General features: G+C 72.3%; 10 protein-coding genes. All 10 read right to left on the reverse strand.

The annotated features are described in order from the left end of the window. Positions 1 to 121 precede the first annotated feature (121 nt). The 10 genes from M2317_RS06265 to M2317_RS06310 all read right to left on the reverse strand — a co-directional run bounded on the left by M2317_RS06265 (position 122) and on the right by M2317_RS06310 (position 14399). Positions 122 to 838: a glutamine amidotransferase-related protein gene (locus tag M2317_RS06265; protein WP_429458378.1), complete on the reverse strand. Its 717-nt coding sequence runs from the start codon at positions 836 to 838 to the stop codon at positions 122 to 124. Between the two features lie 59 nt (positions 839 to 897). Further along, a complete protein-coding gene (locus tag M2317_RS06270; RefSeq protein WP_429458379.1) occupies positions 898 to 1821 on the reverse strand; it encodes a LysR substrate-binding domain-containing protein in 924 nt (307 codons plus the stop codon). Between the two features lie 207 nt (positions 1822 to 2028). Next, positions 2029 to 2436, reverse strand: a complete 408-nt coding sequence (locus tag M2317_RS06275; RefSeq protein WP_429458381.1) for a transferase — start codon at positions 2434 to 2436, stop codon at positions 2029 to 2031. 100 nt (positions 2437 to 2536) lie between these two features. Beyond that, a complete protein-coding gene (locus M2317_RS06280; RefSeq protein WP_429458383.1) occupies positions 2537 to 3310 on the reverse strand; it encodes a DNA-formamidopyrimidine glycosylase family protein in 774 nt (257 codons plus the stop codon). After that, a complete protein-coding gene (locus M2317_RS06285) occupies positions 3303 to 4256 on the reverse strand; it encodes an EI24 domain-containing protein (protein WP_429458385.1) in 954 nt (317 codons plus the stop codon). The genes M2317_RS06280 and M2317_RS06285 overlap by 8 nt, the downstream gene beginning before the upstream one ends. Before the next feature lie 66 nt (positions 4257 to 4322). Next, positions 4323 to 8966: an ATP-dependent helicase gene (locus M2317_RS06290; protein WP_429458386.1), complete on the reverse strand. Its 4644-nt coding sequence runs from the start codon at positions 8964 to 8966 to the stop codon at positions 4323 to 4325. Positions 8967 to 9050: 84 nt separating this feature from the next. Beyond that, complete coding sequence (locus M2317_RS06295; RefSeq protein ID WP_429458388.1) at positions 9051 to 10382, reverse strand: CHAT domain-containing protein; 1332 nt, start codon at positions 10380 to 10382, stop codon at positions 9051 to 9053. Continuing rightward, a complete protein-coding gene (locus M2317_RS06300) occupies positions 10376 to 12025 on the reverse strand; it encodes a tetratricopeptide repeat protein (RefSeq protein ID WP_429458389.1) in 1650 nt (549 codons plus the stop codon). Before M2317_RS06300 ends, M2317_RS06295 begins: the two co-directional genes overlap by 7 nt. After that, positions 12022 to 13092, reverse strand: a complete 1071-nt coding sequence (locus tag M2317_RS06305; RefSeq protein WP_429458391.1) for a hypothetical protein — start codon at positions 13090 to 13092, stop codon at positions 12022 to 12024. The genes M2317_RS06300 and M2317_RS06305 overlap by 4 nt, the downstream gene beginning before the upstream one ends. Next, entirely contained in the window at positions 13089 to 14399 is a 1311-nt protein-coding gene (locus M2317_RS06310) for a hypothetical protein (RefSeq protein ID WP_429458393.1), read from the reverse strand. The genes M2317_RS06305 and M2317_RS06310 overlap by 4 nt, the downstream gene beginning before the upstream one ends. Positions 14400 to 14508: the final 109 nt, after the last annotated feature.

Below are 14508 nucleotides of genomic sequence, written 5' to 3' on the forward strand. Positions count from 1 at the left end.
GCCTGATCCGCGAGACTTGCGTTGCGACGTGAGACTTGGCCGGGGCGGACAAGCGTCGCCCCGCAACGCAAGTCTCACGGGCTGACGGGCTGACGGGCGGGCGGACCGGCCAGCGGACTTTTCAGGCGAAGGTCGTGGCGAAACGGGACAGCAGCGCCTCGCCCTCGGTGACGGTGGAGGCGAGCACGCGCTGCTGCACGGCGTCGAACGCGTTCGCGTCGAAGTATCCCTTGGTGCGGTAGAACGTCATGCGCTCGGCGAAGTCGGCCGGGCTCGGCTCCGGATGGAACTGCGTCGCGTACAGGTGCGTGCCGACGCGGTACGCCTGCACAGGGCAGGCCTCGCCGATCGCGAGCAGCTCGGCGGTCGGCGGGGTGGCGGCGGCGGACTCCTTGTGCGCGGTGAACACCGTCAGCTCGGGTCCGCTCGGACCGAAGACCGGGTCGTCGGCAGCGGCCGCGGTCGCGCGGATCCGCACGGCCGCGGTGGATTCGGGATGCTCCAGCGTCACGGTGCCGCCCAGCATCCGCGTCACCACGCCGATGCCGTAGCAGGTGAACAGGGCGGCGATGCGTCCGTCGATCGCGACGCCGGCGATGCGCTCCAGGTCGGACTCGACGCGTCGCTGCAGCGCGGACGGTGTCGGTTCGGTGACATTCAGGGGGGAGCCGCCGATGACGATGCCGCGATGGGCGTCGAGTGCCGCGGCATCCAACGGGGTGGTCATCAGGTCGAGCCTGTCGAGCTCGTCGACGCCGAGTCCGCGGCGGAAGGACGCGTGCTCCGCATCCGCCGCGGCCAGCTCGGGGCGCACGCTGATGTAGAGAAGCGAGGCCATCCGGTGATTCTAACCAGTCGCGCAGCGCGTGGACGAGGCGGATGACGGACGGTGACGCATCAGCGCGAGGAGTTCGTCGTGCGACCGCGGATGATCCCGACGAACGTCTCGACATCGTCTGTCGTGCGCTCGCGCGGCCAGGCGAACGCGACGGTCGACCGAGGACCATCGCTCAGCACGCGGAACTCGACATCCTTGCGGTGGTGCAGGCGTGCGAGTGACATCGGGACGATGGCGATCCCCACGCCGGTAGCGACGGTGGCGACGAGGTCTGCTGTCGTCGGAACGGCGCCGAATGCGGATGCCGTCGTGTCCGGAAGATCGAGCTCCAGGACGTCCTCGTCGGAGGCCAGCAGCACTTCGCCTGCCAGGTCGGCGGTCTCGAGCTCGTCGGCCGCGAGGAGATGCGATTCGGCGGATGCCACCACGACCGCCACCTCGTCGTAGAGCGGTATCACATGCAGGTCGGCATCCTCGATCGGCAGACGGATCAGCGCGGCATCCAGATCGGCCAGCGCCGCGCGCTGGCCGGAGACCAGCAGCGGGACGAGTTCGAGGGGGATGTGCGGCATCCGCTGCTTCCAGGCATCGATCCATTTGCCGGGAGTCGCGCCGGGGATGGCGCCGAGACGGAAGGTGCGCTGATCGGATGCCGTGGCGCCGCGCTGCGCGGCCGAAGGCGCGCCTTCGGGCTGGGCGTTCGCACCGGATCCGACCGAAGCGGCGGTGGACGGTCGCGAGGCACCCTTGGTTGACTGCGCCTTGCCGGACTGCGTCTTGCCGGATTGTGCTTTGGACGGCTGCGCCTTGCCGGACTGTGCTTTGGACGGCTGCGCCTTGCCGGGCTGCGCCTTGGCTGACTGCGCCTTGCCGGACGTGGGCGTGCGGCCGCCCTTGCCGGTGCGGACGGGCGTGCCCTTGCTGGCGGAGCGTCGTCCGCCGCCTGCGCGCCCGCTCCGTCCGCTGCCTCCCGCTTTCGCCACGTCCCTCAGGCTACTCGCCCAGACCGCGGACCCTCGCTCGGTGGTTTGCGTGATCTGCACTGTCGGGGGAGATGCGTGGCAGGGCGGGGGACGCGAGAAACCACTCGGCGCGTGAGAAACCACGTCACGAGTGGTTTCTCGCGGCGGGAGTGGTTTCTCGCCGCGATCGGCAGCCCCGCGGCCACGGCTCGCCGGGCGCTCGCGGGATCAGGCGGCCAGCCAGAGCCCCTTGCGGTCGGTGGCGATCGTGAGGCCGGCGGCGACGATCTCATCGTCGCCGATGCGCGATCCGCGGACGATGCGCGCGCCCGCTCCGACCTCGGTGCGGACGCCGATGTGCGCCCCCGCGCCGACGGCGGCACCCTGGCCGATGTGCGCATGCGCGTCGATCGATGCGTTCTCGCCGATCACGGCATCCGGCTCCACCCACGCGCCACGGGCGATCTTCGCGCCGGCGGCGATGCGCGCACCCGGTTCGATATAGGCGCCGGCCTCGATGACAGCCATCGGGTGCACCTTCGCGCCGTGCGCGACGAGGCCGCGGCCGTTGGCGTGCTTGCGATACCGCAGCGTCGCGCCCTGGTCGTCCTCGATATCGATGTAGTTCTTGCCCACTTTTCCTCCCAGTCCGGAGACTCCCGGATATATTGACAACCAGCAGACCGGCGAATTCATTCCCGGATCGGGATGTTGGGTCCCTGCGCTCGTCGACGGGTCATCGCTGACAGTTCGGGCACCAGAACGTGACGCGTTCGCGCGTGGGATCGGCACCCAGTTCGCCACGGAGGATGAGCGTCCCGCAGCGTCGGCACGGCTGTCCGGCGCGCCCGTACACCCAGTCGGTCTGACCGCGTCGAGCGACCCCGGTGAAGGTGCGATCCGGCCGGTCGCGGTTGGCCTGGATGGTCCTGGCGCCGAGGGCGACGAGCGCGCCGGCATCGACGTCCGCGGCCGGCGTCGTCGGCAGGATTCCGCGCAGGAACAGCAGTTCAGCGGCGTACTCGTTCCCGAAGCCGGCGACGTTGCGCTGGTCGAGCAGCGCAACGTGGATGCTGCGGGGATCGGCGTTCAGCCGCGCGGCGGCCTCCGCGGCATCCCACTGCGGGCTCAGCGGATCGGGACCGAGATGCCCGACGATCTGATCCTCGTCGCGCGTGCGGATGAGGGCGACCTCGGCGAGGTCGACGCCGACGGCGTCGCGGCGAGCTGTGCCGACGATCGCGCGTACGCGGAACGCCGGGTGCCGCCATCGTTCCCCCGGAAGGTAGAGATGCCATGCGCCGTCCATCCTCAGATGGGAATGCAGGGTGTCGTCGCCGATGCGCAGGAGCAGGTGCTTGCCGCGAGCGACGCAGCCGTGGATGGTCTCGCCGGTGAGATCGGCGGTGGCTGCACGGGGAACGCGCAGGTCGAAACGCGTCACGTTCTGCCCCGCGAGCGCCTCGTGCAGGCGCCGCGCGGTGCGGAAGACCGTGTCGCCTTCAGGCATCGGGGCTCGGGAAGGCGGTCGGCGGAGGCGAGGCGGGGCTCGGCGGCGTCGACGGTGCTGGCGGGGCCTGCCTTGACGAGCCGGTCGGTGGTGGCAGATGCGGAGGCGAGGCGGGACTCGGGGGCACCGAAAGGGCCGGCATCGACGGGGCGGACGCTGACGTCGGTCCAGGAGCGGAGCTCGCGGTTGCGGTCGGGGCGAGACCGGCCGCCGGCCGCGGGGCGCGCTCGACCAGGGAACGCGCGAGGGCAGTCGATCCGGCGACGGCCGCCGGCATGGTGATGATCGCGCCGAGCGGAATCATGAAGCACAGCTGGGTCGCCACGCCGAATCCGAGCACGCGTGCACGGCTGATGCGCAGCACCTCGGAACGCGAATAGCTCGTGAGGCCCCGCGCGTCGAAGGCGCGGCCGGTGAGTTCGCGGGCGAGCAGACGTCCGGTGAGCACGATGCCGGTCGCTCCGGCGACGAAGCCGCCGATGACCGGGATGAACCCGATCGCCAGGGTCAGCAGTGCCACAAGAAGGCCGAGCGCGATCAGCCGGATGCCTTCGCCGACCGTTGTCCAGAACCCGGTGTCGCCGGTGGGTTCGCCGCCCATCGAGCGTTCGACGCCGCGCCAGATCCGCTGGTAGAACGGGTCGCCGATCGTCAGCGTGAGCGCGGTGAAAACGGCGCCGGCGAGTGCGAGCGCGGCGATGAACATCACGACGCCGAGACTCACGCGCAAGACCTCGCGCCACGGACTGACCCACTCGTCGGCGAATGGTGTCGCCCAGTCGGTGAGCAGGCCGAGGCTGAAGCCGAACGGGACGAGCGCGGCGGCGAGGACGAGGAACGCGATGACGGCGGGGATCAGGCCGAGTGCCATGAGCTTCGGGCGCACAGTCCAGAACCGGAAGCCTGTGACGAGCATTCCGACGCCGATTCCGAACTCCCGCAGCATGCCTCCAGCGTAGAGGGAGGGGCGGACGCGCTGCGCCCCGGGCGTTGCGCACCGGCGCTGCTGCCGTCAGACCGCCTTGCGCAGTGTGTAGCCGCGGGGCGTCGCGACGAATCCCGCCTCCTGCAGCGCGATCGCGAACGCCGTGCCGTAGACCGGCTCGCCGTTGATCTTCTCGACCGTGAGGGTCTCCAGCCGTCGCGCGCGGGACGTCGCCGCGAGATCGGAAGCCGCGGCCCGCAGCGCCTCGTCGTCATCGCCGAAGGCCAGCACCGTGCGTCCACCGCGCTCCAGGTACAGCACGAGGGCGCCGTCCACGAGCACCACGAGGCCGCCCGCCTTGCGGCCTGGACGGTGCGTCACGCCCTCGCGCCGCGGCCACGGCAGCGTGGCCCCGTACGGATTGGCCGGGTCGGTTGCGGCGAGGGTCATCGCATGACGCGGGGGCGGGTCCGCGAGGCCGGCGAAGGTGCGCAGTCGGTCGACCGTGGTGGATGCCGCGAACTGCGTGGCCCCGAGCTTCTCGATGACGTACCCGCGCCGGCAATGACCGGCCTCTTCGAATCCGGCCAGCACGCGGTACACCTGCGCGAAGCCGCCGGGGACGCCCTCGGACTGCGCCGAGCCGCGCGTGACGACGCCGTAGCGGTCCAGGAGCAGCCCCGCGGTCACGGTCGCCCGCCGAGCGGCATCCGTCTCGCCGGCGGGCAGCAGCGACCAGCGGCCGCCCGTGATGGTCGGACGGGCGACGGCGCCCGTGAACGACACCCCGCGGTAGGTGCGGGCGCGGGGCGCGCGCCGCACGGCCTTGTGCGCCTGCGATCCACCCGCGAGCAGCTGACGGACGGGCGCGAACGTGTCGTTCGTCACCCGGCCCGACCAGGTCAGCGCCCACAGCGCGTCGAGCACCGACTGCTCGTTCTCGGCGCCGACGCGGTCCCGCAGGTGCGTGGCGAACGACGCGCCGCCCGCGCCGAGAGCGCCCAGCAGCCGTGCCTCGAGCGAGTCGTCCGCGATCTCGGTCTCATCGGGTTCGGGGAGCGTGAACGGCGCGAGATCGACCGGATGCAGCGACACCCAGCCGTCGCGCCCGGGCAGCGTGCCGTGCCCCGACCAGATGACCTCGCCGTTCGCGGTGAGTTCGTCCAGCAGCGCGGGGGAGTAGTCGCGCACCCGAGACGGCAGGACGAGCGACTCCCACGCGCTCGCCGGGATCGGCACGCCGGCGAGCTGCTCGATCACGCTGAGCACGCCGTCCAGCCCCTCGACCGGCCGGGAGAGATGCTGCCAGTCCGGCAGGAAGCGCGCGAAGGCCGCCGGTTCCACCGGCTCGACGCTGCCGCGGATGGCGGCGAGCGACCGCATCCTCAGCCGACGCAGCACTTCGGTGTCGCACCATTCCGGTCCCGCATCCGCGGCGGCCTCTGCAGCGGACAGGAAGTACCCGCTGCTGATGCGTCCCGCGCTCTCCAGACGCTGCAGGGTGTGCCGCGCCACGGCCGTGCCGATGCCGAACCGGGTCGCCACGGCATCCGTCGTGAACGGTCCGTGCGTGCGCGCATGCCGCGCGATGAGGTCGCCGAGCGGGTCGGCGACCGGTTCGAGGAAGGCGACCGGGATGCCGGTGGGCAGCGCTGCGCCGAGAGCATCGCGCAGGCGCGCGGCGTCCTCGATCGCCGCGAGGCGGGGGACGCCGCCGATCGTGACGGAGATCGCCCGTCGTGCGGCGACGAGGGCGTCGAGGTGGGCTGCGGCCGTGTCGCGCTGCACAGGCGCTTCGGCTCGACCGGCTGCGCCGTCCTCGCTCGACGAACGATCGTTCGCGAGCCGCTCGGCGATCTCGACGGCATCCATCGGACCGAGCATCCGGAGCAGGTCGGCGACGCCCTCGAGGCCGCGGGCTCGGCGATCGGGATCCAGCCGCTGCGCCTCGCGTTCGAACTGGGCGATGACCTCGGGGTCGAGCAGCTCCCGCATCTCGACCGTGCCGAGCAGTTCGCCCAGCAGTGCAGGGTCCACCGAGAGCGCCGCCGCGCGTCTTTCAGCGAGAGGGGAGTCGCCCTCGTACATGAAAGCGCCGACGTAGCCGAAGAGCAGATCGCGCGCGTACGGCGACGGCTGGGCCGGCTCGGTCTCGACGAGGCGCACGCGGCGATCCGCGATCGACGTCGCGAGCCTGCGCAGCGAGGGCAGGTCGTAGACGTCCTGCAGCACTTCGCGCAGCGTCTCGAGAATCACGGGGAAGGTGGGATGGCGCCGGGCGACTTCGAGCAGCTGGGCGCTGCGCTGCCGCTGCTGCCACAGCGGCGAGCGGCGATTCGGATTCGTGCGCGGCATGAGCAGGGCCCGAGCCGCGCACTCGCGGAAGCGCGACGCGAACAGCGCCGACCCGCCGACCTCTTCGGTGACGAGCTGTTCGAGCTCGTCCGGGTCGAACACGAACAGGTCGGCGCCTGGCGGCTCGCTCTCGGCATCCGGGATCCGGACGATGATGCCGTCGTCGCTCGCGACCGCAGAGCCCTCGACGCCGAGGCGTTCGCGGACGCGCGCGTTGATGGCCAGCGCCCACGGCGCGTGGACCTTCATGCCGTATGGGGAATGCAGGATGATGCGCCAGTCGCCGACCTCGTCGTGTCCGCGTTCGACGGTCAGCGTGCGGTCGGTGGGCAGCGTCCCGGTGGCCTCGCGCTGCTCGGTCAGGTGCGCCATGAGGTTGTCGCGCGCCATCGCGTCGAGGCCGGCGTCGATGAGGCGCTGCGCCGCCTTCGCCGGCTCGGCGGACGACACTTCGCGCGAGAACGCGCCCAGGGCCTCGCCGAGCTCGAACGGGCGCCCGATGCCGTCGCCGTGCCAGAACGGCACCCGCCCCGGCTGGCCGTACGCGGGGATGACGTTGACGCGGTCGTGCGTGATCTCGGCGATGCGCCAGCTCGTGGTGCCCAGCGTGAACACGTCGCCGACCCGCGACTCGTAGACCATCTCCTCGTCGAGTTCGCCGACTCTGGCGCCGGTCGTCTCGCCGGCGACGAAGACGCCGAACAGGCCGCGGTCGGGGATCGTCCCCCCGCTGGTGACGGCGATGCGCTGCGCGCCGGGGCGGCCGGTCAGCGTCCCGGCATCCCGATCCCAGACGAGGCGAGGGCGCAGCTCGGCGAACTCGTCGGACGGGAAGCGCCCGGCCAGCAGGTCGAGTGTCGCTTCGTACGCCGAGCGCGGCAGCGATTGGAACGGCGCGGACCGGCGCACCGTCTCGAACCAGTCCTCGACGCCGATCGGATCGATCGCGCACGCGGCGACCGTCTGCTGCGCGAGGATGTCCAGCGGATTGCGCGGCACCGAGATCGCCTCGATCTTGCCCGCCAGCATCCGCTCGGTCACGATCGCGGTGTGCAGCACATCGCCGCGGTGCTTGGGGAACATCGCCGCACGGCTGATCTCGCCGACCTGGTGACCCGCGCGTCCGACGCGCTGCAGACCGGATGCCGCGGACGGCGGGGCCTCGACCTGGATCACGAGATCGACGGCGCCCATGTCGATGCCGAGCTCGAGGCTGCTGGTCGCGACGACGCACCGCAGGATGCCGGACTTCAGCTCTTCCTCGACCTGGGCCCGCTGCTCTTTCGAGACCGACCCGTGGTGGGCCTTCGCGAGCACCGGATCGGCGCCGGATGTCGTGCCGCCCTGAGCGGGCATCGCCGCGGGCACCCGCCGCGCCGGAGCGGGCGGCGGGCTGTCGCCGATGCGCTCGGCGTAGATCTCGTTGAGCCTGCCGGTGAGCCGTTCGGCCAGGCGACGCGAGTTCGAGAACACGATCGTGGAGTTGTTCTGCAGGATCCGGTCGACGATCGCCTCTTCGACATGCGGCCAGACCGAACCGGTGACCTCGGTGTATTCGGCGTCGTCCGGTGCCAGCGGGTCCGGCGCTCCCGGCGGTGCCGGCGGGTTCGTCATGTCCGGGATCGGGACGACGACACCGAGTTCGAACGTCTTCGTGGCGCGCGGTGCGACGATCTCGACCGGCTCCGAGCCGCCGAGGAAGCGGGCGACCTCGTCGATCGGCCGCACGGTCGCCGACAGCCCGATGCGCTGCGCCGGTGATTCGGCACCGCGGGCGCGGCGGAGGGCGTCCAGACGCTCGAGGCTCACCGCCAGGTGGGCTCCGCGCTTGGTCGCGGCGACCGCGTGCACCTCGTCGATGATCACGGTGTGCACGCCGCGCAGGGTCTCCCCGGCGCGGCTGGTCAGCATGAGGTAGAGCGACTCGGGGGTGGTGATGAGGATGTCGGGGGGATTCGACACCAGCTTGCGGCGATCGCTCGAGGTCGTGTCGCCCGAACGCACGCCGACGGTGACGGAGGGCGCAGGGATGCCGAGCCGCCGCGCGGACTGACCGATGCCGACCAGCGGCGAGCGGAGGTTGCGTTCGACGTCGACGCCGAGCGCCTTCAGCGGTGAGATGTAGAGCACCCGCGTGCGCGGTGCGTCGTCGTCGGCATCCGCGGAGGGCCCAGCCGTCCGCTCGCGGAAGATGCTGTCGATCGCCCAGAGGAACGCGGACAGGGTCTTGCCGGATCCGGTGGGCGCGACGACAAGGGCGTGCTTGCCCGCGGAGATCGCATCCCACGCGCCGGCCTGCGCGGCCGTGGGCGCGGCGAAAGCCCCGCGGAACCAGTCCTGGGTCGCGGGGGTGAATCGCTCGAGCACATCGCTCACCCCTCCATCATGGTCGGTGCCTCGGACAATGGGGCCGACGACGTCCGAAGCGAGGAGCGGCTCCGCGACCGCATCAGCCTGCTGTCAGCCGAGCACCGGCGGAGCCGGAGCCCACGCCGTCGTCAGCGTCCCCCAGATGATCGGCGAGTACCGCGCATCCCCGGTCGATGTCCAGCGACGGCGCTGCTCGCGCTGCCAGGCGCCCAGTGCCGCGATCGGATCGGATGCCTCATGCGCGGCGTTCACCGCGACGATCGCGTCGCTCAGCATCCCCTCCGCGCGGCCGGCAAGGGCGGGCGAGTACCGGTCGAGCCCGGCCTCCGTGGGCAGCGTCCACCGGGTCGCCGTGACGTACTCGGCGCCGCGGTGCACGAACGCGGCCATCAGCCCGGTGGGTTCGGCATAGCGCGCATCGGCACCGGAATCGCAGGCGATCAGTGCGACCCGATTGGGTGCGCGCAATGGCTCGAGGCCAGGGGCGCCGAGCGCGATGTCGGCAGCGGTGTACGGCCGATGCGCCCCGACCGGGACGGCGAGGCCAGGCGCATCGATGCCGTCGGAAAGGTGCATCCGAGCATCCAACGCGTGCGTCGACGCGGTCACGTGACCGACGTAGATCAGCCGACCGGCTTCCGTCGCCGCTGATGCCAGCGCGACCCGGTCGATGTCCGCGCGCCGGAACGCCGCGCCGGACGGCAGCCTCCGCGTGCCGAGCTCCTCGGCCATGCGTGCAAGCGGTGATCCGGGCGCGACGGGTCCGAGGACGCTCCCCAGCTCGCCCGCGTCGGCGAAGCCGGGCACGACGGGATCGAGCACCGCGGCGACCGGCGAGCCGGGTGCCCAGGGCGACAGCTCCCTCGTCGGGTCGTTGCGCAGCGTCGCGGGCAGGAGCAACGACACGTCGACCATGTCGATGCCGCGCTCCCCGTCCGAGGTGCTGAGCAGCTCCCACGGCAACTGGGCGGTCGACGGCGACAGCTGCACACGCACATGCGGACGCAGCCCGGCGACCTCGAGGGCGTTCAGCTCCAATCCCAGCCACAACGGGATGAGCGCCGCCGTCAGGGTCTCCGCGAGGTGCTGCTCCCGCTCGAGATCGAGCAGCACGCCGTGCGCCAGCGCACGGGTCAGCGCCTGATCCCCGCTTTCACCCGAGCCGGGAATCGGGGTGGGCAGCGCCTCCGCGAGGGCCGTCAGCGCCGGCGCCACGAGGCGACGTTCGATCACGGTCATGCGCGGGGAGTCCGGCTGGTGGTCCCAGATCCAGTTGACGAAGAGGTCGTCGCCGTCGACGTAGCGCAACCGCGCCACGGGCTGCCGGTCCGCGGGGAGGTCGACGAGCACCCGGTCGCCGTCGACGGCCGTCGCCCTGCGCACCGGACCGAGGTGCGTGAGTTCACGCCAGTTCTTCACCATGACGCCACCGTCCGCTCCGATCGGACGGTCACGCCGTACTCCTGCTCGGCCGCGCGGATGAACGCATCCAGCACCGGCGGCCGCCCGGGGATCGCGACGACTCGCGGCGGGGCAGCGAAGCGCAGGCCGAGGGTTGCGGCGCCCAGGTCCCCGATGAATCCGGATGCCGCGGCCGGCAGCAGATCATGCGGGAACGACGCCGGATGGGGCGCCGCGGCCGGCTCTCCCGCTCGCGGGCCCGGCCCCGCGTCGAGCACGGTCAGGGTCGCCGCGGCATCCCTCGCCTCGATCGTCTCGGCCATGAGCGTGGCCGACGCCGTCGCGTTCTCGATGAGCGCGAAGAGGAGTTCGCCGTCCCCCAGCGTCACCGCCAGACGGAACGCCAGTTCGCGGGCCGGGGCCGCGACCTGCAGGCTCCATCGCTCGCGCACGGGGCCAGGCGCGAAGTCGCCGCGCAGCGCCTCGGTCGCCAGCAGCACGGGAATCGCGAGGTGCAGCCCGGCGGTGAGCCGTTCGGCGCGTTTCCGAGGGCCTGGCGTGAAGCTCGCCCATTCGGCCTGCATCTCAGCGCGCCGCAGGTTCACGCGGCAGCGTTCATGTGCCGAGCGCGTGAGGTCGCGCGCGGCCAGGTAGGCCTCGTCCGCGGCGGCGAAGCGGCCGCGCTTCGACTCGGCATCGCCGAGGAATCCGTAGGCCTCGCGTCGCTCGTGCACGGCGCCGGTGGGGTCCATGTCGGCGATCAGCTCCCGCAAGCGCTTCGCGGCGCGTGCCGGGTTCCCGGACTCCAGGTAGACGGCCGCGAGGCCGGTGCGACTCGCGGCGAGGCGGGTGCGCAAGCCCGCGGCCTTCGCCAGCTCGGCCGCCCGCAGGAATCCCTCTTCCGCTTCCGCGAACCGCCGCTGCCGCATCGCGACCCTGGCGCGGTTCTCGACGGCGATCTGCGCGGCGATCACGTCGGAGTCGTCGCCCTGCAGGCGTGCGGCGAGGTCCGTGAACTCCCACGCCGCCTGCTCGTCGCCGGTGCGCTGCGCGATCGCCCCCAGGTTCATGTACGCGTGGACGGCCAGCCGCGGGTCGACCGCGAGCGCCGTCGCCAAGGAGCGTCGGGCCTCGGCATCCGCCTCCTCCAGACGCCCCAGGAAGATGAGCAGACCGGTGCGGATGTTGTGGGCCGAGAAGCGCATCAGGTCGGCCTGCTCGAGCTCGTGCTCGCCCAGGACCTCCTCGGCCACGGAGATCTGCGCGAGCGCGTCGTCCAGCCGGTCGCGGGCCGCCAGCGTCTGGGCGCGCGACAGGAGCGCGTTGATCTGCACGATGCGAGTTCCGTACTCGTCTCCGTCGCGCTCCAGGACAGCGGATGCCGTGGCGATCGCCTCATCCGTCATCGCGAGCGCCGCTGCCGTGTCGACGCCTTCGAGGGCGGACGCGAGATTCAACTGCGCGCGCGCCCGCAGATCCCACGCCGACAGGTCGTCGGTGCCCTCCAGCGCCGTCAGCACCTCCCGCAGGTGCCGGGTGGCCGTGTCGACATCGCCGGCCTGCAGCAGTTCGACGGCCGCGTTGTGCGCGTCGCGCAGATCGTGCCACTGCGGCGCCAGGGGCTTCTTGGCGCGGATCGCCCGCGGGTCGACCTCCTCCGTCACCGCCGCGCTCCGGCCGCCCGCTCGGCCAGGCCGGCGCTCGCATCGACGATGCGCGCGGACGCATGCGCGAGCGCGGCCTCGCGCGCGTCCGCCGACTCGACGGGCCCTGGGTGCGCGGCCATGCGCGCATCGCGCACCCACAGGATCCGCTGCTCGATCGGCAGCAGCGCCACGGATGCCGGCACACGGGCCGATCCCGAGAACACCGAGCCGGACAACGGAAGCGGCAGGTCGATTCCCGGTTCATCGGGGCCGAAGCGTGCTCTCAGGTCGGCGCTGCCGCCGGGGACAGCGGCGACCTCGACCACCAGGGTCGGCTCACCGGCCGCGTGCCGGAGCGACCAGCGGGCCTCGGCATCCGCGGCGACCGTCTGAGTCGGAACGTCCGCCCAGCGCACCGGCGCCGTGCCGTGCGCGATCTCGATCCCGGCCGCTCCCGATGCGCTGCCTCCGGCGGCGAGCGCCCACTCGGCGCGGCGTTCGACGACAGGCAGCAGCTCGACGCCGTGATCATCGGCGAGCGACGACAGCTCATCCGCGAGGGCTGCGGCGTCCTCGGCGAACGACGAGGTGAGTGCCGCGAGGGCGCTCGGTGCGCCGACGGCGTCGGACACCGCGTGTTCGGTGGCCTCGTCATCGTCGAGCACGTGGTCGACGCGATGCGTGGCGATCGCGATCTCGGCTGCGAGGACCGAGGTATCCAGCGGGGGAACCGCCGTCCCGGCGGGCCACCAGTCGCGGGCCCAGGTCAGCAGAGCGAGCCGGCGCACGTCGGCGGCGAGACGCGTCTCATCCGGGAGGGCGATGTCCTCGGCGGAGGTCCCCGCCGTCGCCGCCTGCCGCACGGCCTCGGCCACGGCGTCCCCGTACACGTCGGCGAGCCACTCCGCAGCCAGCAGAGGGGCGTGCACCTCGGCATCAGGGAACCGTCCTGGTGGGATCGTCCAGCTCAGCAGAGCGCCGCGGGCCTCGACGAGCGCGACGGCGAACGGTTCGGTCCGAGACTCCTCGGGCTCCGAGGCCGCCACGCGGGCGCGTGCGCCGTCGATCCGGATGCCGACGCTCATGCCGCCCCCTCCAGATCGCGCCCGAGTGCGGTCTTGAGCCGGTGGCGCTGGTCCATGATGACCGAGCGCAGGATGCCGTCGAGGGTGTCCCACAGTTCGGCGGCATTCGTCACCTGTCCGCGCAGCTCGCGACCGTGCAGGCGCACCCACAGCCGGCGCAGGTAGCCCTGACGGACCGTGCGGATGTCGGATTCGACGTTCTCGGGCACGCCGGTCGCGCCGGCCGGCAGGCGTCGAACGCGACGGACGTACGCTTCGCGATCCCAGCGATCGCGAAGCATCCGGTGGGCGTTGGTCGGACGCAGCAGCGCGGTGGGCTCGAGTGCGTGCGAGGCCTCGGCGCCGAGCAGCATGACCACGCGGCTCTGCTCGGTCGCGAGTTCCCACGGTGCGGCCGAGCGGGCGATCTCGTCGGCGAGGACGTCCTCGGCGTCGAGCCCGATCTCCGCCGGCGCCCCGCCGGACAGCGCGGCGAACAGGCGTTCGTAGATCGACCGGTCGAACGGCCATGGCAGCTCCCGCTTGGATGCCGTGGCACCCAGGCGCGGCAGCGGAGGCGTCTCGTGCTCGGTGAGCCCCAGCAGTCGGGCGACGCCTCGTTCGGCGAGCTCGGCCCCAGCCGCTGTGCCGGCGCGCTCGGTGCGCAGGGCGTCGAAGTCGGATGCCGCGTCGCGCGCACCGCAGGCATCGAGGGCCGCGCTCACGCGCGCTGGGTCGATCGGTGCGGACCGTTCGCCGGCCCGCAGGCTCCACGCAGCGGCGAGCCGATCGACGAAGGCTGCCGAGGCATCCTCATCGATGAGCAGGTCGCGTACACGCGCCAGCACCGATTCGCCGCCCGCCTGCGCGATCTCCGCCACCGTCTCGTCGGCGATCGCCTCGGTCGTGGCCGCGCCGGGCACCGGGCGGCCCTCGGTCCTGGCGAGTTCGAAGCAGCGCTGGAAGTAGCGCTCCTGCGGATTCCCGTCCGTGATGCCGCGAGCACGACGCGCCCTCTTGAGCACGCCGAACCACTCGCCGGTGGCGGCGAGGTCGTCGCCGGCAGCGGCGATGCGGCCTGCGAGCTCGATCGCGGCATCCTCGGTCAGAGCGGCGCCGGCCAGGTGCGGATTCTGCACAGGGCGGATGACGAGTGGTTCGAGGATGAGCTTGACCGTGCGTGCCAGCGGCCGGCCGGACCCGTTGCTGAGCGGGGCGACGGCCTCGCCCAGTTCGCTCCACGCGCGGGCGATCACGTGCACGCGGAGAGCGGCCGCCTCCCCGGAGGGGCGGGCGACCGGCGGTGTGAGCCTCGGCGACGCGCTCATAACGCTCCACTCTATAGAGGCTTCGTGCACGGGAGCCGCCGCGGAACTCGGGTGGATCCGTGGTGCTGGCCGATGGCCGCTCGCTCGGCGAGACACGCATCGGCCAGCA

The sequence above is a fragment of the Microbacterium sp. ZKA21 genome (assembly GCF_050434165.1).
Lineage (GTDB): Bacteria > Actinomycetota > Actinomycetes > Actinomycetales > Microbacteriaceae > Microbacterium.